This window comes from Kitasatospora sp. NPDC004531 (assembly GCF_053602195.1).
The window spans coordinates 76,592-100,242 of record NZ_JBSGDD010000015.1; the positions used below are offsets into that span (position 1 = coordinate 76,592).

21 protein-coding genes are annotated in these 23,651 nt (G+C 73.6%); 7 read left to right on the forward strand and 14 right to left on the reverse strand.

Translation table 11 applies throughout. From position 1 onward, the window contains the following. Positions 1 to 11: 11 nt before the first annotated feature. The 3 genes from ACWEMJ_RS09765 to ACWEMJ_RS09775 form a co-directional block, all read right to left on the reverse strand. Positions 12 to 1,259, reverse strand: a complete 1,248-nt coding sequence (locus ACWEMJ_RS09765) for an alpha/beta fold hydrolase (RefSeq protein ID WP_452136452.1) — start codon at positions 1,257 to 1,259, stop codon at positions 12 to 14. A 140-nt stretch (positions 1,260 to 1,399) separates the two neighbouring features. Further along, complete coding sequence (locus ACWEMJ_RS09770) at positions 1,400 to 1,837, reverse strand: cytidine deaminase (protein WP_452136453.1); 438 nt, start codon at positions 1,835 to 1,837, stop codon at positions 1,400 to 1,402. 60 nt (positions 1,838 to 1,897) lie between these two features. After that, the gene (locus ACWEMJ_RS09775; RefSeq protein WP_452136454.1) at positions 1,898 to 2,677 is read right to left on the reverse strand and encodes a sporulation protein; all 780 of its coding nucleotides are present in this window, start codon (positions 2,675 to 2,677) and stop codon (positions 1,898 to 1,900) included. 129 nt (positions 2,678 to 2,806) lie between these two features. Here ACWEMJ_RS09775 and ACWEMJ_RS09780 point away from each other — a divergent pair, with 129 nt between their 5' ends. Next, complete coding sequence (locus ACWEMJ_RS09780; protein ID WP_452136455.1) at positions 2,807 to 3,595, forward strand: sporulation protein; 789 nt, start codon at positions 2,807 to 2,809, stop codon at positions 3,593 to 3,595. 36 nt (positions 3,596 to 3,631) lie between these two features. On the opposite strand, the gene ACWEMJ_RS09785 is transcribed toward ACWEMJ_RS09780, so the two are convergent. Beyond that, complete coding sequence (locus tag ACWEMJ_RS09785) at positions 3,632 to 4,564, reverse strand: hypothetical protein (protein ID WP_452136456.1); 933 nt, start codon at positions 4,562 to 4,564, stop codon at positions 3,632 to 3,634. Positions 4,565 to 5,255: 691 nt separating this feature from the next. Here ACWEMJ_RS09785 and ACWEMJ_RS09790 point away from each other — a divergent pair. After that, entirely contained in the window at positions 5,256 to 5,483 is a 228-nt protein-coding gene (locus tag ACWEMJ_RS09790; protein ID WP_452136457.1) for a hypothetical protein, read from the forward strand. Between the two features lie 153 nt (positions 5,484 to 5,636). On the opposite strand, the gene ACWEMJ_RS09795 is transcribed toward ACWEMJ_RS09790, so the two are convergent. Together ACWEMJ_RS09795 and ACWEMJ_RS09800 are read right to left on the reverse strand one after the other, a co-directional pair. Further along, on the reverse strand, positions 5,637 to 5,978 hold the full coding sequence (locus ACWEMJ_RS09795) for a DUF5713 family protein (RefSeq protein WP_452136458.1): 342 nt from the start codon (positions 5,976 to 5,978) through the stop codon (positions 5,637 to 5,639). A 66-nt stretch (positions 5,979 to 6,044) separates the two neighbouring features. Further along, positions 6,045 to 6,395, reverse strand: coding sequence for a hypothetical protein (locus ACWEMJ_RS09800; protein WP_452136459.1), 351 nt, complete (start codon positions 6,393 to 6,395; stop codon positions 6,045 to 6,047). Between the two features lie 59 nt (positions 6,396 to 6,454). Between ACWEMJ_RS09800 and ACWEMJ_RS09805 the strand changes: the two genes are divergently transcribed. Beyond that, a complete protein-coding gene (locus ACWEMJ_RS09805) occupies positions 6,455 to 6,901 on the forward strand; it encodes a MarR family winged helix-turn-helix transcriptional regulator (RefSeq protein WP_452136460.1) in 447 nt (148 codons plus the stop codon). A 112-nt stretch (positions 6,902 to 7,013) separates the two neighbouring features. Beyond that, positions 7,014 to 7,298, forward strand: coding sequence for a hypothetical protein (locus ACWEMJ_RS09810; protein WP_452136461.1), 285 nt, complete (start codon positions 7,014 to 7,016; stop codon positions 7,296 to 7,298). A gap of 29 nt (positions 7,299 to 7,327) precedes the next feature. Here ACWEMJ_RS09810 and ACWEMJ_RS09815 read toward each other — a convergent pair whose 3' ends face one another. Together ACWEMJ_RS09815 and ACWEMJ_RS09820 are read right to left on the reverse strand one after the other, a co-directional pair. Next, complete coding sequence (locus ACWEMJ_RS09815; RefSeq protein ID WP_452136462.1) at positions 7,328 to 7,978, reverse strand: tetratricopeptide repeat protein; 651 nt, start codon at positions 7,976 to 7,978, stop codon at positions 7,328 to 7,330. A gap of 19 nt (positions 7,979 to 7,997) precedes the next feature. After that, entirely contained in the window at positions 7,998 to 8,855 is an 858-nt protein-coding gene (locus tag ACWEMJ_RS09820; RefSeq protein WP_452136463.1) for a sugar phosphate isomerase/epimerase family protein, read from the reverse strand. A gap of 151 nt (positions 8,856 to 9,006) precedes the next feature. Here ACWEMJ_RS09820 and ACWEMJ_RS09825 point away from each other — a divergent pair, with 151 nt between their 5' ends. From ACWEMJ_RS09825 to ACWEMJ_RS09835, 3 genes are all read left to right on the forward strand, one after another. Then, positions 9,007 to 9,336: a hypothetical protein gene (locus tag ACWEMJ_RS09825; protein WP_452136464.1), complete on the forward strand. Its 330-nt coding sequence runs from the start codon at positions 9,007 to 9,009 to the stop codon at positions 9,334 to 9,336. A gap of 148 nt (positions 9,337 to 9,484) precedes the next feature. Continuing rightward, on the forward strand, positions 9,485 to 10,516 hold the full coding sequence (locus tag ACWEMJ_RS09830; protein WP_452136465.1) for a sensor histidine kinase: 1,032 nt from the start codon (positions 9,485 to 9,487) through the stop codon (positions 10,514 to 10,516). Continuing rightward, the gene (locus tag ACWEMJ_RS09835; protein WP_452136466.1) at positions 10,507 to 11,178 is read left to right on the forward strand and encodes a response regulator; all 672 of its coding nucleotides are present in this window, start codon (positions 10,507 to 10,509) and stop codon (positions 11,176 to 11,178) included. The genes ACWEMJ_RS09830 and ACWEMJ_RS09835 overlap by 10 nt, the downstream gene beginning before the upstream one ends. 103 nt (positions 11,179 to 11,281) lie before the next feature. Here the strand turns inward: ACWEMJ_RS09835 and ACWEMJ_RS09840 are convergent, their stop codons facing one another. From ACWEMJ_RS09840 to ACWEMJ_RS09865, 6 genes are all read right to left on the reverse strand, one after another. Continuing rightward, on the reverse strand, positions 11,282 to 12,928 hold the full coding sequence (locus ACWEMJ_RS09840) for a bifunctional aspartate transaminase/aspartate 4-decarboxylase (protein WP_452136467.1): 1,647 nt from the start codon (positions 12,926 to 12,928) through the stop codon (positions 11,282 to 11,284). Positions 12,929 to 12,942: 14 nt separating this feature from the next. Next, the gene (aspT, locus tag ACWEMJ_RS09845; protein ID WP_452136468.1) at positions 12,943 to 14,640 is read right to left on the reverse strand and encodes an aspartate-alanine antiporter; all 1,698 of its coding nucleotides are present in this window, start codon (positions 14,638 to 14,640) and stop codon (positions 12,943 to 12,945) included. Positions 14,641 to 14,658: 18 nt separating this feature from the next. Next, positions 14,659 to 16,332, reverse strand: coding sequence for an aspartate-alanine antiporter (aspT, locus tag ACWEMJ_RS09850; protein ID WP_452136469.1), 1,674 nt, complete (start codon positions 16,330 to 16,332; stop codon positions 14,659 to 14,661). 70 nt (positions 16,333 to 16,402) lie between these two features. Continuing rightward, on the reverse strand, positions 16,403 to 16,756 hold the full coding sequence (locus ACWEMJ_RS09855; RefSeq protein ID WP_452136470.1) for a DUF488 domain-containing protein: 354 nt from the start codon (positions 16,754 to 16,756) through the stop codon (positions 16,403 to 16,405). 129 nt (positions 16,757 to 16,885) lie between these two features. After that, the gene (locus ACWEMJ_RS09860; protein WP_452136471.1) at positions 16,886 to 19,036 is read right to left on the reverse strand and encodes an MMPL family transporter; all 2,151 of its coding nucleotides are present in this window, start codon (positions 19,034 to 19,036) and stop codon (positions 16,886 to 16,888) included. Between the two features lie 254 nt (positions 19,037 to 19,290). Then, positions 19,291 to 23,481 (reverse strand): BTAD domain-containing putative transcriptional regulator, encoded by a 4,191-nt coding sequence (locus ACWEMJ_RS09865; protein WP_452136472.1) that lies wholly within the window; start codon positions 23,479 to 23,481, stop codon positions 19,291 to 19,293. Positions 23,482 to 23,651 lie beyond the last annotated feature (170 nt).

The window sequence follows — 23,651 nt, forward strand, 5'->3', positions numbered from 1 at the left end:
CGCCCGTGCTCTCACCGCCCCGCCGGGTCCTCCTCCCCCGTGTACGGGGCGCTCGGCAGCGGGGCGCCGGTGAGGAAGGCGAGGACGGCGGCGCGGTACTCGGCGGGGCGGTCGACGGCGATGGCGTGGCCCGCGCCGGGGACGTACAGCAGTTGGGCGCCGGGCAGGGTGTCGCGGTACTCGCGGGTGACCTCCCAGTGCTTGTAGTCGCACTCGCCGCGCAGCACCAGCGCCGGGACGTTCACGGTGCGCAGCGCGGGCCGGGGGTCGGGGCGGTGGGCCAGGTCCTCGGCGATCAGTTGGTTGGCGTAGAAGCCGGGGGTCTTGACGGGCAGCTCGGCGTTCGAACCGGGGTGGCAGGTCGCGGCGGAGCCGGAGATGGCGAGCAGCTGCCGGAACAGCGCGTCGGCCTGGTCGTCGGGCAGCAGGGCGTGCGCCTGGGCGGGGTCGAGGGCCAGCAGCGCGGTGCCGAGCGGGACGCGCAGTCCGTTGCCGCCGAGTTCGTCGATCCGGCGGCGTTGGTCGGGGGTGAGGCGGTCCCAGAGCCGGCCGGCTTGGTCCTCGGTGTATTCGGGGGTCCAGAGTGCGCCGGGCGAGGTGAACACCACCCGTGCGACGTGGTCGGGGTGGGCGGCGAGGTACTCGGCGGCGAGGGTGCCGCCCCAGGACGCGCCGATCAGCACCAGTCGCTGTGCGCCGAGCTGTTGCCGGATCGCCTCCAGGTCGTCCACCTGCCGCTGCACCGTGTACCCGGACAGGTCGGCCGGTCGCGGGGAGTCCCCCGTCCCCAACTGGTCGTACGCGTAGACCTGGTAGCCCGCGCGGCTCAGCTCCTCGTCCAGTCCGTCCGCCGCTTCGCCGGGCGTGCCGGGCCCGCCGTGCAGCCGGACGACCGGCTCGGGCCGGGCCGTTCCCCGGGCGGGGGTCAGGTGGTGGGCGAGCCGCGAGCCGGTCGGCAACTCCCAGTAGGCGTCGGCCTTTCCGGGCGCCGCCCGCTCCCCCGGCCACAGCACGGCCGTGCCCAGTCCGGCCGCCAGCACCGCGCTCATCGCCACCGGCAGCCAGCTGGGCCACCCGGCCAACCGCCGCGCTCCCCACACCGGCGCCCCGCAGCCGAGGGCCACCCCGCCCAGCGCTCCGGCCAGCATCACGCCCAGGTCGGGCCGCACCGTCCCGGCCGCCACCATCCCGACCCCGGCCCCGACCGTCCCGCCGAGCACCCCGACCACCAGCAACGCACCCGCAAGCAGCTTCTTCATGCCACCCACCGTCGCCCGTCCCGGGCCCGGCCGGCGTCCCCGCCGAGGCTCGACCGGGTCACCCGGCGGGTGGACAACCGGTCACCCCCGGAGGGGAGTTGGCAGCCCTCGGCGGTACGAGCCGCCGAAGCCCGATGGCGTCAGCGCGGGCCGGCCGGTGCGGCTTCCTCGGCGTCGAGCTGGTGGTCGGCCCAGACGTAGCTCTCGGGGAGCAGCTCGGTGATGGCGACCGTCCGGAGCCGCTCACCTGCCCCGACGATCACCCGCAGAGCCGGGAAGTAGTCGAGGAGAACCTGCCGGCACCGCCCGCACGGCGGCACGACACCCCGGTCGCGGTCGCCCACGGCAACGATCGTGTCCAGCTCGTAGGCCCCCTGGGCGGCAGCCGCCCCGAGGAGAACCAGCTCCGCGCAGGGACCGCCGGTGAAGTGGTAGGCGTTCACCGCGGTGACGATCCGACCGTCCTGGGCACGGGCCGCCGCTGCCATGGTGTGGTTCTCACCCCGACAGCGCGTGCGTGCGACGTGGGCCGCGGCCTCGATGAGCTCGTGGTCGACGTCGTGGGCATGCGTGGTCATCTTCTCCGCCTTCGTGAGGTGCTCGGTGTGCGCCCCTTCGCGGCGCACCGCCTGGTGCGGTCAGCGGGGTGCGCGGTCCTTCACGGCGAGGGAGGCCAGCGCGTCGCGGACCCGGGGGCCGAGGTCGACGGCGCCGGCCTCGTGGTGGGCGACGGGGAAGGACGCCGCCGGGGGCTTGTCCTGCCACCAGAAGAACTGGCGGGCCGCCCGGCGGACGAACACCGTCGCGCCCACCACGTTGTTGACGAAGACGACCTCCAGCGCGGGGAACCCGGCCGGGTCGGCGGCCGGGTCCTCCAGGTGGAAGACCTGGGTCCGCAGGCTGCGGTGGTCGACGCCCACCACGTGCGTCGCCAGCAGTTCCGACCCGGTGAAGCGGTAGCCCTCCGCCAGGAGTGCGTCCATCACCGCCTCGTGCAGCGGGAGGGCCGCCACGTGCAGGAAGTCGACGTCCCGGACGTCGTCGGAGTCGTAGCCGATCGTGGTGACCAGGGACAGGTCGACGCCGGTCGACCGGCCGCCGAGCTCGGTGACGGGGCAGTCCCAGCGCAGCCGGCCGTGGAAGCCGATCCGGTGCTCGGTGGTGCGCTCCACGTCGAACCAGGTGATCTCGGGGCGGAGCGCGACCTCGTGGCCGTCGATCATGTTGCCCTCCCAGTCGCGGGCCTTGCTCACCACGTCCAGGTGCAGGTCGTGGATCCGCAGCTTCAACCAGCCGGCCCGGAACAGCACCTCGCCGTCGATCCGCCCGCCCGGCTGCGGGAGGACGGTGCCGAGCACGGTGTCGATCCGCGGATCCCGGCCGTTCCCGTCGATTCCCAGCAGCTTCCGCAGCCCCATCGTCCGCCTCCCCGTGCGAAGTTCGGGCAAAGCCTAATGCCGGCCCCGGCGCGGAGACACGGCGGAGGCGGAACGGGCCGTCGCGGCTATGCTCGTCCCCGCTGACCGCACCGAGGAGGGGGGCCGCCGGTGGCCGAGCGTGGAAAGTCGGGGATCGGGCCCGAGGCGGAGCTGACCGACCCGCCCGAGGTCGAACTGCGGCTCGACGACCCGGAACTGACCGACCGGTGGATCGCCGGCACGGCAGTGATCCGGGCGGGCCGCCAGGCGCTGGAGACGGTCGAGTTCAGCGTGGAGCTGGTGGCCGACGCCTACAGCCACCGGGGCAGGCGGCTGGCGATGGTGATCTGCGGGCTCGCCGTCGACGCCTACTCCTTCGAGCTGGCACCGGGCGAGGAGAACCAGGTGCGGTTCCGGCGGGAGCTGCCCTGGGAGTGCCCGTTCACCGAGTACGGCGGCCAGGGCTTCGACTTCGGGGTCGGCGTGCAGGCCACGCTGCGCACCGTCCCGGCCAGGAAGGGCGGCATCCGCCACCGGATCCCGCTGCGGGTGCCGCCGACCCCCGCACCGGCCGCCGCCGTCGCGGCCTTCGCCGAACTCGGCTGGACCGAGCGCTCCGCCCGGGTGATCGACCAGCACATACCGGGATCCGGTCAGCTCTACCCGGGCCACCAGTCGGTGTTCCTCACCGACCCCGCGGGCGAGGCCCGGGACTTCTCCCAGCTGGAACTGTCCTTCGTCACCAACCAGGTCGGCTCCCTGGTGCACCTGCGCCGAGCCGCGCCAGGCAAGTACAAGTGGAGTTCCAGACCGCCGACAGTCACCTTCCCCGTCGCCCACCACGAGGTCACCCACGTCAACCTGACAGCCCGGGCCCGCACCGCCCTGGACGAACTGCGGATCCTGGAACGGGCGTAGCCCCGCGGCCCTGCCCGCGGGACCCCGAGGCGACCTTCAGGCCTCGGCACCCGGAGCAGAGTTCGCCTCACCGCCGACCCTCCGGAATCCGGAGGCCAGAAGGTCCTGGTACGGCTGGAACTGGAACTGCGGCGGTGGAGCCATGTCACCGAAGGACTTGCCGAACTCACGCGGCGATCGTGCCAGTTCCAGCAGGACCCGGTCCGCCTCGTCGTCGCCCGCGAGGCCGGGCGCCAGGGCCGCACAGCCACGCACGCCCCGGTGCGGGTCACTGAGCCAGGAGCGCGTGTCGCCGCCGAGCCCACCGACCGCGATCAGGATCGTTGCCAGGTCGAATACGGATTCGGCGGCCTCGGCCAGCTCCATCAACTGCTCCAGCAGGGCCGGACGCTGTGTCGAGGCAGAGGGGTGACGGGCCAATGACCCGACCGCTGCGGCCGCGCACGTCCTGCGCCGGGCCCGCTCCGAGGCGAGGTGCGGCACCGTCCGCCGCAGGAGGGTCGGCACCAGATCGAAGCAGGCGAGCGCCGCCCGATCAAGGACGAGTGCCCCCAGGCCCGTGCCGTCCTGCCACATCCGGGCCCGGGCGTCGGCATCGGCCGCCAGATAGCCGTCGGTCCAGGTCTGCAGCTCGGACCTTCGCTTCTCGACCAGCGCGCGGACTTCCGGCGCCCGCTCTCCAAGATCGGCTCCGACACCGACCGCGTACAGGTAGACGAGCATCGCATCCGCCAGAGAAGGGTCCTCCGGCCCCAACAGCGGATCGTCCAGAAGTTCCGCGACGATCAGCGCAGTCGGCGCCGTCACCGGCCAGGCCTTGCCCTCCCGGCGAAGCGTTGTCGACCACAGATGCGAATACCCGTCGACGAAAGCCCTCGTATTATCACCGAGGAGCGCCGCCAGGTGCCGCGGCGTGTCACTGGCGAGGCCCTGGGCGTGGAACAGTCCGGACCACTCCACGTCGGCCATGTGCGCAACCACGACCAGGATGCTGTCACGGCACACCGACAGGCCCGTCCGACCTGGGTGCCGTCCGTTCGGCAGCGCTACCGATGCTGCCCGTCGCGGCACTGCACTCATCGCCAACGGGGCTCTTCCGACGGGACGACTGCCGTGACGCAGGTGCAACTGCCGGGCGCGGCACAGGTGTTCGTTGCCCGTCCGTCCGGGCGCACGCGCTGGTGGGTCGGTGAGGCAGTCGGCCTCCGCGCGGGCTGCGCCAGGGGGTTGGGCGGGCTCCGAGGGGGTGCTTCGCTGGCGGAGCTGTCCGGGGCGTGGTCAGATCTGCACATCCAGGGCTTTTCGGGCTTTTCGCGCCCGCGTCGGCCGCTGCCGAAGGTGCGGGGTGAGCCCGGAAGCCGCACACCTCTGGGAGGACAGCTTGAGACGGAAGAACATAGCCCTGCTTCGGCGCGCGGCCCTGTCCGCGCTGGTCGCGGCGCTGCTGACGGGAGCGGTGTCGACCCGGGCCGCGGCCGGCGGCGGGCACGGGCATGACGGGGACGGCGACTGCGCGGACTCCTGCCAGCACGGAAGGCCCGAGCCTCCCGGCCCCGAGGGTCCCCCCGGGCCTCCCGGGCCTCCCGGACCTCCCGGGCCGCCCGGACCCGAGGGGCCTCCCGGGCCGACGCTGCCGACCGTGATCGTCCAGGAGAGCCACATGCTGCTTCCCGGACTCAACACCGGCACCGCGACGTGCCCGCCGGGAACCGTCATCACGGGCGGCGGAATGAGGACGCCGCTCGGCGCCAACAACCTCACGGCCCAGGTGTACGAGTCCTATCCTTCCGCCGCGGACACCTGGACGCTGTCCTTCAACAACTCGGCGAGCACCTCGGGTTCGTACCAGGTCTACGCCATCTGCCTGCCGGTCACCCCGGCCGACTGACCGCCGACCGACGAGAGGAGCACCCTTCGTTCCGGCTGCCGCAGCGACCCCGGCAGCCGGAGGCCGGGCGGCGGGACGGGCCACGCCGCTGCCTCGTCGGCGTCGTCTGCCCGGGCAGCCGCCGTGATCACCAGGCCCGCCGACCGGCCCCGCTCACCAATCCCGGCAGGCGGTCAGCTTCTCCGCGTCCGCGTCGGTGAACCCGTATGCCGAGGCGACGAAGCAGAACTCGCCGCAGATGCACTCGCGCGCGACCGTCTCGATCTCGCTGCCGGCCGCCACGAACTCCTGGTCCAGCAGGTTGAACTCCTCCGTCGCCGCCCGGGTGAGCGCGTACAGGGCGTCCAGGTCCGACGGCCGCTCGGTCTCGATGCGCTCGCACAGCCGCAGCAGGATCGCCACGCCCCGGGCGACGACCCGGTCGGGGAAGTACGCGTCGTCGAACATCTCCCGCAGGAACGCGCGTTCCCCCACCTGCTGGTTGGTGATCGGCACGGCACTTCCCATCTCCGCGACAGCCTGACGCGCCGATCATGCACAGCACCGCTGACAACGAGTCGCTCATCGGGCGAGCCACCAGGCGGTGGCGAGGTGCAGGACGGCGGCCGCGCCGGCGCCGACGGCCATGCCGACGTTGCGCTGCCGCACGCCGATCGCCGCGTCCCCCACCTGGGCCAGTCCGGCCACCACCAGCAGCGGCCAGGCCGCAGCCCGCGGACCCGCCGCCAGCACCAGCGCGGCCACCACCCCGAGCGGGACGGCGCGCACCGCGTAGGCCCGGACGTACAGGCGCGTCCCGGCGGTGATCGGCTCGCCCGCCGCGAGCACCAGCCCGGGGCGGATCACTCCGGCCACGGCGGCTCCGGCGCCGAGCAGGGCCGCCACCGCGTTGGCCACCAGCAGAGCAGTCATTCCATCTCCCCCTGAATCATTCGAGCTCTGAACGATGCGAGGAAGCTACCATTCGGGCTGTGAGCGATGTCAAGGGAGCAGCGGCGCTGCGCGCAACGGTGGTCTTCAACCTGGGCACCCTCGGGGCGCTCGCCTCCGAGCGCTTCGCGGCGCGGGTCGAGGCACTGGGGATCAAGCCCAAGCACGCGGGCCTGCTGGCCGCGCTGGACGCCGGATCGGCGGCCTCCCAGCAGGAGTTGGCGACGCGGCTCGGCGTCGCGCCCAGCCTGATCGTCGCCCTCGCCGACCAGCTCCAGGAACTCGGCGCGGTCGAACGCGTCCGCGACCCCGAGGACCGCCGCCGCCAGGTCCTGACCCTCACCCCCGCGGGCCGCCACCTCCTCGCCCGCTGCGCCGAGGCCGCCGAAGCCGCCGACGGCGACCTGACCGCCGGCCTCACCCAGACCCAACGCACCACCCTGACCCGCCACTTGCGCACCCTCGGCGCGCAGCAGCTCCCCCACTGACCCCGGCGCCCGGATCGGTCGCCGCCACCCCGTGGCGCCCGTGCGGCGCAGCGGAGTTCGGGGCAGGGAAAACCGGCTTGCCACGGGGGTGGCCGCCCGGGATGCTGGCCGGGTGCCAGGTCAGCGGAAGAGGAAACGCCAGCAGCAGGAGCTCGCGCGGGAGCATGCCGCCCGCTACTACGCGCAGGGGGCCGGCAGCTGGCAGGTGCTGCTCAGCTCCGGGGATCATGCGGAGTTGAAGGCGTATGTCAACGAACTCTCGGCCGCCGAGCCGGACTTGCGGTCCGACGACCTCAGGATCGACATGTTCTGCGGCCGCGACGAGCACCCGACCCGCTACCGGCTGAGCCGCTTCGTGCCGAACCCCGGGCCGGACCGGACGCCCGCCGAGGGCTGATCCGGAACCGGCGTGCCCGGTCGGGGAGTTCACCCCAGGCCGAGCTCCTCCCGGGCGCCGGTGACCCAGCGCAGCACACCGTGGGCCGCGCTCTTCTCGGCGAGTTCGGCGGCCTCGGCGAGCAGCGTGGCGGCGTCCTCGCGCCGGTCCTGCTGGGCGGCGAGGAAGGCGAGGCCGATCAGGTTGGCGGCGACGCCGGGCAGGAAGCCGAGGTCGCGGCGGAGGCGGGTGGATTCCTCGAAGTGGGCGCGGGCGGCGTCGAGTCGGCCGGCCATGTGGTCGGCGAAGCCGAGGTGCCGCAGGACGTAGGAGAGGGTCGTCCGGTCACCGGCGCGGGCGGCGAGTTCACGGGCCCGCCGGAGGGCCGGCAGCGCCGCCGCCTGGTCGTCCCGGACCACCTGGTGGAACGTGCCGACCCAGAACAGCGCTTCGCCCTCACCGCGTTCGTCACCGAGTCGACCGTACAGTTCGGCGGCCTGCGCGAAGAGCTCCAACTCGCGGGCGTCCTCGGCCCGTTCGTCCAGGAAGCGGGCGTGGAGGAGCTTGCCCCGGGCGAGTGCGAGGTCCGCTTCGATCGCGTCGAGGCCGCGCTCGGCGGGCCCGAGGCCGCCGCTGTCACCGCCGAACACGGCCAGTTGGTAGGCGCGTTCCGCCTCTGCCATGCGTCCGTCCACAGTCATGGGGTGATCGTAACCGGCCTCAAATCGCCTCGTACGGACCGGATTTGAGCAGGGCGGCGGCGTCCCGGCAGGCGGCGACGGGGGACGTGTCGGCGGTGAGGTGCTCCAACGAGTACGCGCCCGCGTAGTCTGCGGCGGCCAGGGCGCGGAGGCAGTCCCGGACGGGTACGCAGCCGGTGCCGAGCGGGGCGGGGTGGTGGGTGCCGGGGGCGGCGATGTCCTTGAGCTGGACGTGCAGGAGGTGGCCGGCAAGAGCGGTGATCGCCTCGGCCGGGTCCTGGCGGTGGGTGGCCCACCAGCCGGTGTCGAGGTTGACGCCGATGGTTCCGTCGGCCGATTCGCCCACGTCGGCGAGGAGTTGGGCGGGTGTGGCGTGTTCGGGGTGGTTCTCGATGGCGAGGCGGATGCCGTGGTCGCGCAGCATGGCGATCGCGTCGGCGCGGTGGGCGTCGAGGTAGCGGCCTCCGCCACCGGTGAGCAGTCCGGCGCCGAGCGCGGCGGTGATCCGGCAGGCGCGCAGCGCGGTGTCGCGGGTGGCGCCCAGGTAGCCGTGGAATCCGACCGCGCGCAGCCCGTGCTCGGCGAGCAACTCGCGGGCTGCTTCGAGGTGTTGGTCGGTGGCCCAGTGCGGGTCGAGGTGTCCGGACCACAGCTCGACGGCCTCGAACCCGGCGTCCCGCACCTCCCCCAGCAGGGCGCCGAGCCGCTCCCGGTAGGTCTCCGCCGGAGCGAACGCCGCCCGCACGGCCTGCGCGCACTCGGCCCAGCCGCCCAGGAACGGGTGCGCGGGGTCGTCCTGCCGCCACCCGCCGAGCTGGGCATAGCCGCGCTCGCGTGCGATGAAGTTCGCGGTGGGAAAGGCCAGTTGCAGCTCCATGCCGGCCATTGTGCCCGCCCAGCCCTCCTCCCGGAGGGGGACGGCCGGTCGACTCCCGGGCGGACGCGGGGCCGTGATCTCCCGGTCTAGCATGCGAGGCACGGCCCGCCCACGGCGGCGGGCGAGCGCACGAGGAGAGGGATCTCGGCCCATGGAAACCGATCGGGCTCTGTCCGACGAGGAGTTGAACGCCATCGAGCGGCGGGTCGCCGCCGCGTCACCGGGGCCGTGGACCGCCTTCCTGGAGAGCCGGCAAGCGGCCGGCGGCGACAGCTTCATCCGGCTCGACGCCGACCCGGAACAGGACGACGAGTTCTACCTGCACCGCTTCGTCGACGGCCGCCCGATCCTCGGAATCGATCCCCGGACCGACGCGGATCTCGACTTCATCGCCGCGGCCCGCCAGGACGTGCCACGCCTGCTCGCCGAGGTGCGACGCCTGCGCGGAGCCGTGTCCCGGCAGGCCGCAGAGCCGGCTTAGCGAGCACTGCGGGCACCGCGACCACGCCGCCGGGCCGGGGGGACAGATGCAGGAGGAACACGCGGCACGACAGCCGAGCAGCCGCCTCGCCCGGTGGCGCCCCGACCGAACTGTCGCACGGGGCTGGTGGGTTGCGCTGGACTGCGCGGTGGCGTGGGCGTCGGCGGGGATCGCGGTCGGCGGCGACGGCGTCACGGCCTCGCTCTGGCACGGAGGCGCGGCGTCGCGGGTCGCCGTGGTGGTGTGGTTCGGGGCGCTGGCCGGTCGGCGGATCCTGCCGGTGGTGGCGCTGTGGGCGGGGGCGGCGGCGACCGTCGCGGTGGTGGCGGCGGGCGATCCGGTGACCAACCTGTCGTTGGCGTCGGCGCTGCCGCTGGTGGTGCTGGGCCGGACGCGGCGGCCTGTAGTCGCGGCGGCGTTGGCGGTCGTCCCGGTGTCGGCCGTGCTGGTGGCGCTGTCGGCCCGCCCGGGGTTCGCCCTGGCGTGCGCCGTGCACGCGGCCTCGGCGGCGGTCGGGGTGGCGACCCGGCTGCGGCTGGAGCGGGCGGAGCAACGTCGGCGCGCGGCGGCCGAGTTGCGCGCGAGCGAGGTCCTGGCCGAGGAACGGGCCCGGATGGCGAGGGAGTTGCACGATGCGGTGGGGCACGCGGTGACGGTGATGGTGACGCACGCGGGCGCGGCCCGGCTCTGTCTGCCGGACGGGCCGCCGGAGGTGCGGTCGGCGCTGGAGCGGATCGAGCGGGTGGGACGGGACGCGATGACCGACCTGGACCGCGTCCTCGGCCTGCTCCAGCCCGTCCCGCCGCTCCCCCACTCGCTGCGCGCCCTGCTCGCCGGCCTGCCCCCGCGCCTCTCCGCCCGCCTCGAACTTCCGGAAACCGCAGTGCACTTGACCGACGCGCAGGCCGAGACCCTGCACCGGGTCGTGCAGGAGTGCCTGACCAACACCCTCAAGCACTCGACCGCCACCGCCGTCACCGTCCGCCTGACCGCCACCCCGCGCGCCCTGCACCTCACCGCCACCGACAACGGCACCGGCGGCCACCACGCCGGAGCCGCCGGGACGACGCCCCGCGGCCTCGCCTCGATGCGCCACCGCGTCACCGGGCTCGGCGGCACCCTGACCGCCGGGCCGACCGCGGCAGGCTGGCGGGTGGAGGTGCGACTCCCGTGCCGATAAGGGTCGTTCTGGCCGACGACGAGGAGCTGATGCGGGCCGGTCTGCGGATGATGCTCGGCACGCAGCCGGACCTGCTGGTGGTCGGCGAGGCCGCGGACGGCGCCGAGGCGGTCCGGGTCGCGCAGGCGTGCCGGCCGGATGTGGTGCTGATGGACGTGCGGATGCCGGTGCTGGACGGGGTGGCGGCGACGGCGGAGTTGTCCGTGCGCTGTCCGCAGGCGCGGGTGCTGGTGCTGACCACCTTCGAGCTGGACGAGTACGTGTTCGCGGCGGTGCGGGCGGGCGCGGCGGGCTTCCTGTTGAAGCGGACGCCACCGGAGGCCCTGCTGGCGGGAGTTCGGACGGTGGCGGCGGGCGAGGCGCTGCTCGGCCCGTCGGTGACGCGCCGGCTGCTGGCGGAGTTCGCCCGCTCGGCACCGCCGGAAGGTTCGGCGGCGGGACGGCGGGCGCTGGCGCGTCTGACGCCGCGCGAGCGGCAGGTGCTGGAACTGCTGGGCCGGGGGCGGTCGAACGCGGAGATCGCCGCCGTGCTGCATCTCGGCGAGGCGACGGTGAAGACCCATGTCCGCCGGGTGCTGGACAAGTTGGGGGCGCGGGACCGGGTGCACGCGGTGGTGTTCGCCTTCGACCACGGCGTGGTCCGGGCGTCCCCCGAACCGTAGCCGCCGGGCCCCGGCTCCCGTCCCGCACGCGTCCCGCGCCGGCTCAGCCGGCGGCCTCCCGTGCCGCACGGGCTCAGCCGGCGACCTCCCGTCCCGCACCGGCTCAGCCGGCGGCCTGCCACTCCGCCCGGTACTCGTCGAAGATGGCCTTCAGGTGGTGCCCGATCTTCAGGTAGTCGAGGTCGTCGAGGTTGGCCAGCGAGACCCGCACCGACCATTCGGGGCCGTCGAAGCCGCCGCCGTTGAGCAGCACCACGCCGGTCTGTTCGGCGAGCCGGAACAGCGGTTCGGTGGGTTCGTAGGTCCGTTGCAGGTAGGCGGCGAACTCCGGCCCCGAGGTGCGTTCGGCCTCGGCGAGCAGGTCGAGTTCGACGTAGTAGCCGGCCCGCGCCGGGTCCTGCGAGATCTTCATGCCGGAGCCCTCCAGCAGCAGTTCGAGGCGCTGGTGGACGATGCCCTGGACCTTCGCCTTGTACGCCTTGCCCTCGGGGAGCAGCGCGAACAGCGAGAACAGGGTGAGTTGGGCCTGCTGGGGCAGGGAGAGTCCGGCGGTGTGGTTGAGGGCGACCTGCCGGGAGTCGGCGACCAAGCGGTCGATGAAGCGGATGCCGGCGGGGTCGAGGCTGAGGCTGCCGTAGCGGGCGGCGAGGCGGTCGAGCTCGGTCTGCGGGAGCGCGGCGAGGGCGTCGTCGATGACGTTGTCGTGGTGCAGGCCGATGATGCCGAGGCGGTGCCCGGTGCAGCCGTAGTGCTTGGAGTAGGAGTAGACGAGCAGGGTGTTGCGGGGCAGGTCGGCGGCGAGGCTGCGGAAGTGGTCGACGAAGGTGCCGTAGACGTCGTCGGTGACGATGACCAGCCCGGGGTTGGAGGTTTCCACGATGGACTTGATCTGCTCGGTGACGCGGGCGGAGAGGGCGAGCGAGGGCGGGTTGCTGGGGTTGACCAGGCAGAGCAGTTTCACGCTCGGGTCGGCCAGCTTGGCGATCTCCTCGGCGGGGTAGCGCCAGTCGCGGACGCCCGCTTCGGCGTAGGAGTTGGCTTCGATCCGGACCACGTCGAACTGGTAGGTGTCGAGTTCGGGGATCTCGATGTAGGGGGTGAAGACGGGCACCATCAGGGCGATCCGGTCGCCCTTGTGCAGCAGGCCGTTCTGCATCAGGGAGTCGAAGACGTAGCACATGGCGGCGGTTCCGCCTTCGGTGGCGAACAGTTCGAGGCGGCCCTCGGGCGGGCGGCGGTCCATCAGCTCCTCGTGCAGGTAGCCGACGGCGATCCGTTCGGCGGCGGGGAGCATCCGGTCGGGGACGGGGTAGTTGTCGCCGATCGCGGCGTCGGCGAGTTCGTGGATGAGGGCGTCGCGGTCGAGGTCGAAGCGGTCGACGGCGAGGCTGATGCAGGCGGTGAGCAGTTCGATGCCGGGCAGGTCGGGGTGGCTGCGGGCGAAGCGGTCGTAGCGTGCGGCGATGCCGATCCGTTCGGGCATGCCGCCGAGGTTGTCGGCCGTCCAGACCCGGCGGGACTCGGAGAGGGCGAAGTGGCCGAGGGCGAGCATCGCCTCGCGGGGGCCGGTGCAGATCCAATTGGGGTTGCCGCGCCCGGCGTTGAGCATGTGGGCGGTGCTCTTGTCCTTCTGGCCCGGCTGGTCGGCCTGGTAGTGCTCGGCGAGCCGGACGAACTCGCTCTTGAGCTCGAACGGGCTGAGCCGGGCGAGGCGGTGGATCTCGTCGCGGCCGATCGAGGGCTTGGTCATGGGTGGTGTCCCTTCTAGCCGAGCAGGGCGACGATGATCGCGCCCCAGATGGTGAGCAGGACGTTTCCTGCCGCGTACGGGATGGTGTAGCCCAGGGTGGGGATCTGGCTGCGGGCGGCTTCGTTGACGGCGCCGATCGCGGCGGTGGTGGTCTGCGCGCCGGCGACGACGCCCATCAGGATCGGCGGGCGCATCCGGAAGACGAAGTGGCCGACCAGGATGCCGATGATCAGCGGGACCACGGTGGCGACGGCGCCCCACAGCAGCAGGCCCCATCCCGCCTGGGAGAGGCCGCTGGTGAAGCTCGGTCCGGCGTTGATGCCGACGATGGCGACGAACGCGCACAGGCCGAGGGTGTCCATGAACCACTGGGCGCCGGGCGGCACGTTGCCGTAGGTGGGGTAGCGGCCGCGGATCCAGCCGAAGACCAGGCCCATGATGAGCGCGCCGCCGGAGGTGGAGAGGCTGATCGGCACCCCGCCGAGGGTGAGCGCGGGGATGCCGATGCAGCCGCCGAGGAAGATGCCGAGGCCGACCCAGGTCATGTCGGTGGCGAAGCTGGTGGGCACCGGCTTGCCGAGTTTCTTCCCGGCCGGGTCGACGAGGCGCTGCGGTCCGGACAGCACCAGGGTGTCGCCGCGTTCGACCTGCGTGGTCAGGACGAACGGGAACTCCGCGCCGGACCGGTACAGCTTGTCGACGAACACCCCGACCATGAACGGTTCGCGCCGCAAGTCGGCGATGGTCTTGCCGAGTTGGTCCTTCTCGGAGGCGACGACGTGCAGGTGCTCGGTCCGGTAGTCGAGCAGTTCGACGTCGTCGGTCTCGGGGCCGATGCTGCGGATCGGGTCGAACTCGACCAGGTCGTGCCGGAGCGCGCTGACGGCGACGACGTCGCCGTGTTCGATGACGGTCCGCTGGTCGTGCGGGAGGATCGTGCCGGCCCGGCGGACGCGGGTGAGGTAGATCCGCCGGTCGGCGTCCTTCTCGCGCTGCTCGATCTGTTCGACGGTGGCGCCGGCCAGGCCGTGTTCGACGGTGTAGGCGCGCAGCACGACCTCGTAGTAGCCGTCGTCGAGGTCGGGATCGCCGCCGGGGGCGTCGAGTTCGGCGGCGAGGGCGCGGGAGTCGGCGGCGAGGTCGCTGCGCAGGAAGCGGGGCGCGATGTTGGCCAGCAGGATCGCGCACAGGATCGTGCCGAGCGGGTAGGTGACGGCATAGCCGATCGGCACCAGGTTCTGCTGGGCGGTGATCTGGTCGCGGCCGAGGCCGGGCAGGGTGCCGATGGCGTCCTGGGCGACGCCGATGACGGCGGACTGGGTGAGTGCGCCGCCGAGCAGTCCGGCGCCGAGTCCGGGGCCGTAGCCGAGCATCTCGGCGAACGCCCAGCAGATCACCAGGCCGGTGACGCACACCGCGAGAGTGACGGCGACCTGCGGCAGCCCGTCCTTCCTGAGTCCGCGGAAGAACTGCGGGCCGACCTTGTAGCCGAGGGCGAACAGGAACATGATGAAGAACACCGATTTGACGGTGCCGTTGACCTCGACGTCGGTCAGCCAGCCGGTGAACAGCCCGGCGATCAGGCAGCCTGTCACCGCGCCGAGTCCGATGGCCTTCCAGTGCAGCCGTCCGACCAGGAAGCCGATCGCGACGGTCAGGAAGATCAGGAGTTCCGGGTACGGCTTGAAGACGTGGTCGGTGATCCAGTCCATCGGTCCTCTCCTCCCCGGTCAGAGCCCGACCAGGCCGACCAGCACCGGGCCGGTCAGCGGCAGCAGGAAGTTGGAGAGGGTGTACGTGATGGTGTAGCCCAGCATCGGGACGCTGCTCTGCGCGACGTTGCCGATGGCGGTGATCGCGGGGGTGGAGCACTGCTGGCCGGCGATCGCGCCGATCAGGATCGGCGGTTCGATCTTGAGCAGCTTGCGGCCGATGAACAGGCCGAGGAACGCGGGGACGACCACCATCAGGATGCCGGCGGCGGGCAGCAGCACGGGGTACTGCTTGAGCAGCGGCCCGGCGTCGGGGCCGGCGGCCATGCCGGTGACGGCGATGAACATGGCCAGGCCGAGGTCCTTGAGGGTCTGCGCGGCGGCGGGCGGGTACGCGCCGAAGGTGGGGCGCAGCGAGCGGGCCCAGCCGAAGACCAGGCCGGCGATCAGGCAGCCGCCGCCGGTGCCGAGGGTGAGGTTGACGTCGCCGAGGCGGACGTTGACCTTGCCGAGCAGGACGCCGAGGCAGATGCCGAGCGAGAGGTAGATCCAGTCGGCGGTGTCCTGGCGGACGGTGGCGCCGACCCGGGCGGCGAACTTCTCCAGTTTGGACGGGGCGCCGACGACGGTGAGGGTGTCGCCGAGGTGGACCTCGGTCTCGCCGACGGCGGGCAGGTGGTGGTCGACGCGTTGGATGTCGGTGAGGAAGACGCCGCCGGTGGCCTGGCTGTCGCGGTCGCGGATGTCGTTGAGGGGGTGTCCGGCGACCTGTCGGTTGGTCACGACGACCTGCCGTACGGCCAGCGGCCGGTCGAGGCCGGGCGGGCCGCCGGTCTCGGGGCCGAGTTCGTGGCCGGCGTCGATGACGGCGGCGCGGCGGCCGACCACCAGCACCTGGTCGCCGCGGCGCAGCACCGGGTCCTGGTCGGGGTCGAGTCTGCGGCCGCCGCGGGTGATCGCTTCGACGGTGACCAACTGGCCTGAGCCCTCCTGGAGTTGGCTGATCCGGGTGCCTTCGCCCTGGGAGACCAGGTAGGTCCGGCCGACCAGTGCGGGCAGGGCGGGTTCTTCGCCGGGCTGGTGGCCGGCCTCGTCGCCGCGCATCTTCTGCCAGAGCGTGCGGGAGGCGTCGGCGAGGTTGATGCGCAGCAGCATCGGGAAGAGCTGGCTGGTCAGCAGGACGATGCTGATCAGGCCGAACAGGTAGCAGACCGAGTAGGCGGTGGCGACGTGGGCCTGGAGCTGGGTGGTCTGGTCGGGGGTGATGCCGGGCAGTTTGGCGATGGCGTCCTGGGCGGTGCCGACGGCGGCGGACTCGGTGGCGGCGCCGGCCAGGATGCCGGCGGCGGTGCCGACGTCGAGGTCGAAGAGCGTGGCGAAGCCGAGGGCCATGGCGATGACCAGGACGGCTTCCATCATCGAGAGCACGCCGAAGCGCAGGCCGCGGGCGTTCAGGTTGGCGAAGAACTGCGGGCCGGCGATGTAGCCGAGCGAGAAGATGAACAGGGCGAACGCGACGTTCTTGACGTCGGCGTTGACGGAGACGTGCTGGGCGCCGACCAGCATCGACACGATCAGGACGCCGCAGATTCCGCCGAGTTGGATCGGTCCGATCCGTAGTTTGCCGACCAGGTACCCCAGGCCGAGGCAGAAGAAGAGGGCGAGGACGGCGTTCTCCCGCAGCAGACTCATGTCCGCATTACACCCGGTTCGGGCAGGTTCGACCGAGTGAACACGCCGCCGCCGGCGGGCCGGGGCGGTGTCAGCCGGACTGTTCCAGCCGCTCCCGCAGCACCGTCAGATGGCTGTGCGCGGGCTCCTTCACGGCGGTCAGCAGCACCAGGTCCCGGTCGCCGGCGGCGAGTTCGCGCAGCTCGGCCAACTCCCGCTGCGCCTGCGGCGCGTCCAGTTCGGCCCGGTAGCGGCGGGCGAACTCCTCGAACTCGCCCGGTGTGCTGTGGAACCAGCGGCGCAGCTCGGTGGAGGGCGCGATCTCCTTGGCCCAGCGGTCGAGGTGCGCGTCCTGCTTCTTGAGGCCGCGCGGCCACAGCCGGTCGACCAGCACCCGCACTCCGCCGTCCGGCGCGTCGTACACCCGCTCCACTCGCACGCTCATGGGCCCACCGTACGCAGCGGGTCGGGGCGGGCGGGGCGGACCACGCGGCGCGGCCACTCGCACGCAGCAGGCGGCCCGCCCTGCGGGGCGGGCCGGTTGCGGTCGCGGGCCGACGGTGTTCTGCGCGGGTCAGACCGTCGCGGGCCTCGGGCGTTCGACGGGGACGGCGGCCTCCTCGCCGTGTTCGATGCGGAGTTCGGGCAGCAGCCGGTCCAGGCCGCGGGGCAGCCACCAGTTGTGGCGGCCGAGCAGAGTCATGGTGGCGGGCACCAGCACCAGGCGGACCACGGTGGCGTCGATCAGGACGGCCACCGCCATGCCGACGCCCATCATCTTGACGGTGATGTCGGGGTCGATCGCGAAGCCGGTGAACACGGCGACCATGATGGCGGCGGCGCTGCTGATCACCCGTCCGGTGGCGGACAGGCCGCGCACCACGCTGCCCTTGGCGTCGCCGGTGGCGAGCCAGTCCTCGCGGACCCGGGAGAGCAGGAACACCTCGTAGTCCATGGACAGGCCGAACAGCACGGTGAACATCAGGATCGGCACCCAGCTGGACACCGGTACGGCGTGCGGCAGTCCGAGCAGTTTCGCGCTCGCGTCGTGCTGGAACACCGCCGTCATGACGCCGTACGCGGCGGCCACCGACAGCAGGTTCATCGCGGCGGCCTTCACCGCGATCACGGGCGCCCGGAACAGGACGGTGAGCAGCACCAGCGACAGCACCACCACGAAGGGGACGACCACCCACAGGCGGGCCGAGAGCCGGTCGGAGATGTCGGAGAAGCTGGCGACCGCGCCCGTCACCTGGACGCCGGCCGGGAGTTCGTGCTCGCGCAGCTGCTTGACCAGCTTCGCGGTGGCGGCGTCCTGCGGGCCGGTCTTCGGGCGGACGGTGATCACAGCGGCGTTCCCGGCCTGGTTGAACCGGGCCGGCTGGACCTGCTCGACGGCCGGATTCTCGGCCAACCTGGCTTCCAGTGCGAGCAGTTCGCTCCTCGACAGCCGGTCGAGGTCGACCGCGAGCAGCAGCGGGCCGTTGGCGCCGGGGCCGTACGCGTCGGCGATCAGGTCGTAGGCCTTGCGGGTGGTGTTGTCGGCGGCCTGGCTGCCGGCGTCCTGCGGCCAGGTGCGCATGCCGAGCATCGGCGCGGCCAGGCCCAGCAGCACGGCCAGCGACAGCACGGCGGCGGCGATCGGGCGGCGGCCGATCAGCCGGGCCCAACGTTCGGTCCTGGTCGGGGTGTTGGCGGCCTGCGGGCGCTCGGCCGGAGCGGCGGCGGCCCGGCGTTCGGCGCGGCGCAGCAGGCGGGGGCCGGCCAGCGTGGCGAGGGCGGGGACGAGGGTGAGCGAGGCCAGCATGACGCCGCCGACGGTGGCGAAGGTCGCGTAGCCGAAGGACGCGTAGACGGACAGGCCGGCGAGCTTCAGGCCGAACAGCGAGACCAGCACGGTGGCGCCGGCCACCACCACGGACGAGCCGGCGGTGGCGTTCGCGGCGGTGGCGGCGGCCCGGGCGTCCAGGCCGCGGCGCAGTCCTTCGACGTGTCGGGAGACCAGCAGCAGCGCGTAGTCGATGCCGACGCCGAGGCCGACCATGGACGCCACGGTGGGCGCGATGTTGCTGATGTCGGTGACGGCCGACATCAGGGTGATCAGTCCGGTGCCGGCGGCGAGTCCGGCGAGGGCGACCACCAGGGGGAGGCCGGCGGAGACCACGGTGCCGAGGGCGAGCACCAGGATGATCAGGGCGGCGGCCATGCCGATCGCCTCGGCGGTGCCGTCGGGGGCGCTGAAGTGTTCGGGGACCTGGCCGCCGAACTCGACCTGGAAGCCCGCGTCGACGGCGGGGCGGGCGGCGGCGCGCAGCGCGTCGAGTCCGGCGGAGCCGTCGAAGGCCGTCACCTCGACGTCGTAGCTGAGGCTCAGCAGCGCGGTGTCGCCCGACCGGGAGGGTATCGGCGGGGTGACGGCGAGCACGTGCGGCACGGTGGCCAGGCGGGTGCGCAGGGCGGTCAGGGTGTCTTCGGCAAGCGCTTTCCCGTTGCGGTCGTGGATCACCACGCGGGCGTCCGCGCCGGCGGTCTCGGGGAAGCGTTCGTTCAGCAGGTCGAGGCCCGCGGTGGACTGGGTGCCGGGCACCCGGTAGCTGTCGCGGGGTTCGCCGCCGAACGCCTGGGCGAGGCCGAAGATCGCGGCGATCAGCAGCAGCCAGGCTGCGACGGTGCGCCAGGGCCGGGCGGCGGCGGCCCCGCCGAGGCGGCCGAGGAGTGTGGACATGGTGCGGGAGCCTCCCGTGCGGGCGTTCGAGTCGGTGACGAACACCAGTGTGGGAGAGGCGACTTGGAGTCCGCTTGGCGCGCCCGCCGACGATCTTCCAAGCCTGCGGGTGATCTTCCAAGTCCGCCGGTGGTTCTCCAAGGCCGCCGGTGGTTCTCCAAGTCCGCCGATGGTTCTCCAAGGCCTCGATCGCCGCCCGGGTCGCGGGCGGCGGCCGGGTCGCGGGCGGCGGCCGGGTCGCGGGCGGCGGCCGGTCAGTGGCCGAGCGCGGTGAGTGCCGCGCGGGCCGCGGCCTCCCAGCTCGGCGACTCCCAGCGACGGGCGACCTCGGCGGCGTGCCGGAAGTGCTCGACGGCCTCGGCGGTGCGGCCGAGGCAGCGGGCGAGTTCGCCGAGCGAGAGGGCGACCGGGCGGGAGGCGATCGAGGTGGAGCTCGCGCCCGCCACCAGGTCGGCGAACGGGCGCAGCTCGTCCAGGAGTTCGGCGATCTCGGCACGCTCGTCCAGGGCCATCGCGGCGTCCGCGCGCAGCACCAGGAACAGCGAGCGGAAGTAGTCGGCCTGCACGCTGCGGCGCTGGGCACGGGCCGCCCGGGCCTCCTCGCGGGGGCGTCCGGCGGCCAGCAGGGCGAGTGCGGCGACGTCGGCGACCAGCGGGCCGTACTCGGCGCGGTGGTGCTCGATCAGCGGGAGCGCCTCGGCGAGGCGGCCCTGCCGGTGCGCGATGACGATCCGCACCAGCGCGTCGAGCGCGTCGGCGTGCAGCGAACTGCGTTCCCGCAGGCCGGCCATGGCCCGGTCGTACAGGGCGACGGCCTCCTCGACCCGGTCGGCGGCGAGCGCCAGCATGGCGCGCTGGCACAGCACCACGTCGGAGAGTTCGACCAGCCGGTAGCGCTGGGCGAGTTCCTCGCCGGCCGCCAGGTGGCGGCGCAGCGCGGGGAGGTCGCCGCGCACGGCGGCGGCGGTGGCGGCCAGGTGTTCGGCGTGCCAGCGGTAGGCGGGCAGGTCGTGGGCGAGGCCGAGCGCGGCGATCTCCTCGGCGAGGCGGAGCCGGTCCACGGAGGCCAGTTCGTGGTCGCAGGCGCGGGCCTGGGCGGCGAGGGCCAGGCACAGCAGGTGCGGGTCGTCCGCGGCGCGGGCCAGCGCGAGGGCCTCTGCGGCGGCTTCGACGGCCTGCGGCGAGCCGGTGCAGTCGAGTTCGTGGGTGAGCGCGTCGAGCAGCCGGCACCGGACGGCGGGCGGCAGGTCGGTGCGGCCGAGCAGGCGGCCGAGGGTGTCGACGGCGTCCTGGTCGACGGTGCCGTACGGGTGGGTGACCCACGGGGTGGGTTCGGTCCAGGCGGTCCAGGCGGCGATCAGCAGGTCCTCGCGGCCGGATTCGCGGGCGAGCCGCAGGGCGCGCGCCTTGGTCTCCCCCGCGTCGGCGACCTGTCCGGCCCGCACCTGGGCGCGCAGCAGCGCCCCGAGCAGGTCGATGCGGCGGGCGGCCCGGTCCTCGCCGGGCTGTTCGGCGGCGCGTTCCAGGTTGTCGACGGCCTGCCGGAGCAGCGCGACGGCGCTGCGGTGGGCGTAGCGCCGCTCGGCCGCCTCGGCGGCGCGGACGCAGTGCTGGACGGCGAGTTCGGCGGTGGCGGTGGACGCGGCCTGGGTGAAGTGGTGGGCCAGCGCGGCGAGTTCACCGGGGCGCAGGGCGTGCAGCGCGTGCCCGATCCGGCCGTGCAGGCGGGCCCGGCGCAGTCCGCCGAGGTCGGCGTACAGGGTGTCGCGAACCAGCAGGTGCGCGAACCGGACGGTGCCGGGCCGGGGTTCGAGCAGCAGCCCGCCGGCGACGGCCGCCTCGACGGCCTCGGTGGCGGTGTCCTCGTCCTGCTCGCCGGCCCGCACCAGCAGCTCGACCTCGCTCTCCCGTCCGGCGACGGCGGCCAGCCGCAGCAGGTCGACGGCCGGTCCGGGCAGCTGCTTGAAGCGCCGCCGCAGCACGTCCCGGACGCCCTGCGGGATCTGGCTCAGCGCGGTCGACTCGTCCTCCAGCGCGAGCAGTTGAGCACTCTCGACGAGGTAGAACGGGTTGCCGCCGGTGCGTTCGGCCAGCGCGTGGACGGTCTCCGGGCGGACGGGGGCCGCGCAGGCCGCTTCGATCAGCTGCCCGGCGTCGGCCTCGGCGAGACCGCCGAGCGGCACCCGGGTGGGCGAGCGCCTGGCCAACTTGGCCAGCACGTCCGCGAGTTCGCCCTCGCCCGGGCGCAGCGCGGCGACCACCAGCAGGCCGCCGCCGACCGGGGCGCCGGGATGTGCGGCGAGTTCGCCGAGCAGTTCGCGGGTCTCCGGGTCGGCGGCGTGCAGGTCGTCGAGGAACACGGCAAGCGGGGCGCTGCGGGCGGCGGCGTGCAGGCGGGCGACGACGGCGCGGTGCAGGCGGAAGCGTCCGGACAGCGCGTCGTGGCCTGCGGCCGGCTCCAGGTCGCCGAGCAGCGGTGCGAGTTCGGGGTCGGCGGCGGCGCCCGGCTCCTGCCCGGCGAGTTCCCGCAGCACCTCCGTCCACGCCCAGGCGGCGGGCGCACCGGCACTCTCCGGACACCGCCCGGTCGCCACCCGCCAACCCCCGTCGGCCAGTTCCTCGGCCAACCGCCCCAACACGGTCGACTTCCCCGCCCCGGCCTCCCCGCTCACCAGCACGAACCCGACCCCGCCACGCGCCTCGCCGGCCGCCTGCCGCAACGCCGCGAGCTCCTCCTGCCGCCCGACGAACACCGCCCGCGAAGCCCGCCCGCCTGCGCGTGCAGGCAACGCGAGGCGGTCCAACTCCTCGCGCAGAAGAGCCACTTCAGCGGTGGCTTCCCCCGATCCGGAGTCGGGACCGCGCTCGGCGGCCGCCGCTTCCTCGACCGGCGCGGGCCGGGTCAGAGAGTCCAACTCCCCGCGCATGATGGCCGTTTCGAGATCGTCCAGCACCCCACCGAGCTCGCCGCCATGACGCATCCGAGCACGGCGCACAGCTCCGAGGGCCTCCGCCCGGCGGCCGGAGTGGCACAGCGCCAGGACCAGCAGACGCCAACCCTCCGCACTCGACGGGAACTCCTCCACCAGCGCAGCCGCATCCCGCACCGCCGCCCCGACCCGCGCAGCAGCGCCGTCGCGCCCGGAAGGCAGCAGGTACCCCAAGTCCTCGCGCTGGATCGCCATTTCGAGGTCGTCGAGCACCGTTCCGAGCTCGGTGCCGTGATCCGTGCGCGCCCGACGCACGGCCGCGAGGGCATCGCCCCGGCGGCCGGAGTGCCACAGCGCCAGGACCAGCAGACGCCAACCCTCCGCACTCGACGGGAACTCCTCCACCAGCGCCGTCGCATCCCCCGCGGCAGCCAACGCCTCCGCCACCACCGACTCCCGCGCAGCGGCACCGTCGCGCCCGGAAAGCAGCAAGTACCCCAAGTCCTCGCGCTGGATCGCCATTTCGAGGTCGTCGAGCACCGTTCCGAGCTCGGTGCCGTGATCCGTGCGCGCCCGACGCACCGCCGCGAGGGCATCGCCCCGACGGCCCGAGTGCCACAGCGCCAGGACCAGCAGACGCCAACCCTCCGCACTCGACGGGAACTCCTCCACCAGCGCCGTCGCATCCCCCGCAGCAGCGCCGCTTCGGTCGACCGGCTCCAGGTCCAACTGCCGAAGCACGGCGGCCGTTTGGGCGGAGGGCCGGGTGGCGGAGTCGTCGTGGCCGGCGGGTAGGGCGAGGTGGTTCAAGTCCTGGCGCAGGATGGCTGTTTCGAGGTCGGTGAGGGCCGGGCCGGGGTCGAGGCCGAGTTCGGTGGCGAGGTGGGTGCGGGCGCGGCGTACTGCGGCGAGGGCGTCTGCCTGGCGGCCGGAGTGCCACAGGGACAGGGCCAGCAGGCGCCAGCCCTCCTCGTGCAGGGGATGGTCGTCGACCAGTGCGGCGGCGTCCCGGACGGCGGGGCCCAGCCGGCCGGCGGTGAGTGCTTGGGTGATCGCCGACTCCCGGGCGGTGGTGCGGAGTTCGCCGAGGCGGGCGGTCTCCGCGGCGGCCCATGGGCGGTCGGCGAACTCGCCGTACGCGGGGCCCTGCCACAGTGCGAGGGCGCGGCGGGGTTCGCCGGTGGCCGTGAGGGTCTCGAACTCGGCGGCGTCGGTGGGGACTTCACGCAGTGCGTAGCCGCGTTCGACGCTCACCAGCAGCCGGGGTTCCTGCCGGGGTCCGCGCGCGGGCTCCAACAGCCGTCGCAGGTTGGACACATAGGCCTGTAGGGAGGCGGGCGCCTTCGCGGGCGGGACCCCGTCCCACAGGTCGTCGATCAGCCGCTCCGCCGGGACCGTCCCGCCGCGCGCCACCAACAGCCGTGCGAGCACGGCACGCTGGCGCGGGCCGCCCAGCCGGACTGCGTCCCCCGCCACATGCGCCGTGAGTGCCCCGAGCACAGTGATCCGCACCATCGTGCGCCGAGCCTATGCGATCCCCGCCCGCCGACGCGCACCCACGTCAAGGGGTGGACCGCCCGGACCGCCCGACCGCCCGACCGCCCGGGCTCCCGCTCCCGGCCCGATGCCGGGAACCCCCTGCGGCCGGCCGGGACCACCCCGCCGGCCGCACGGTCGCGCGTGAC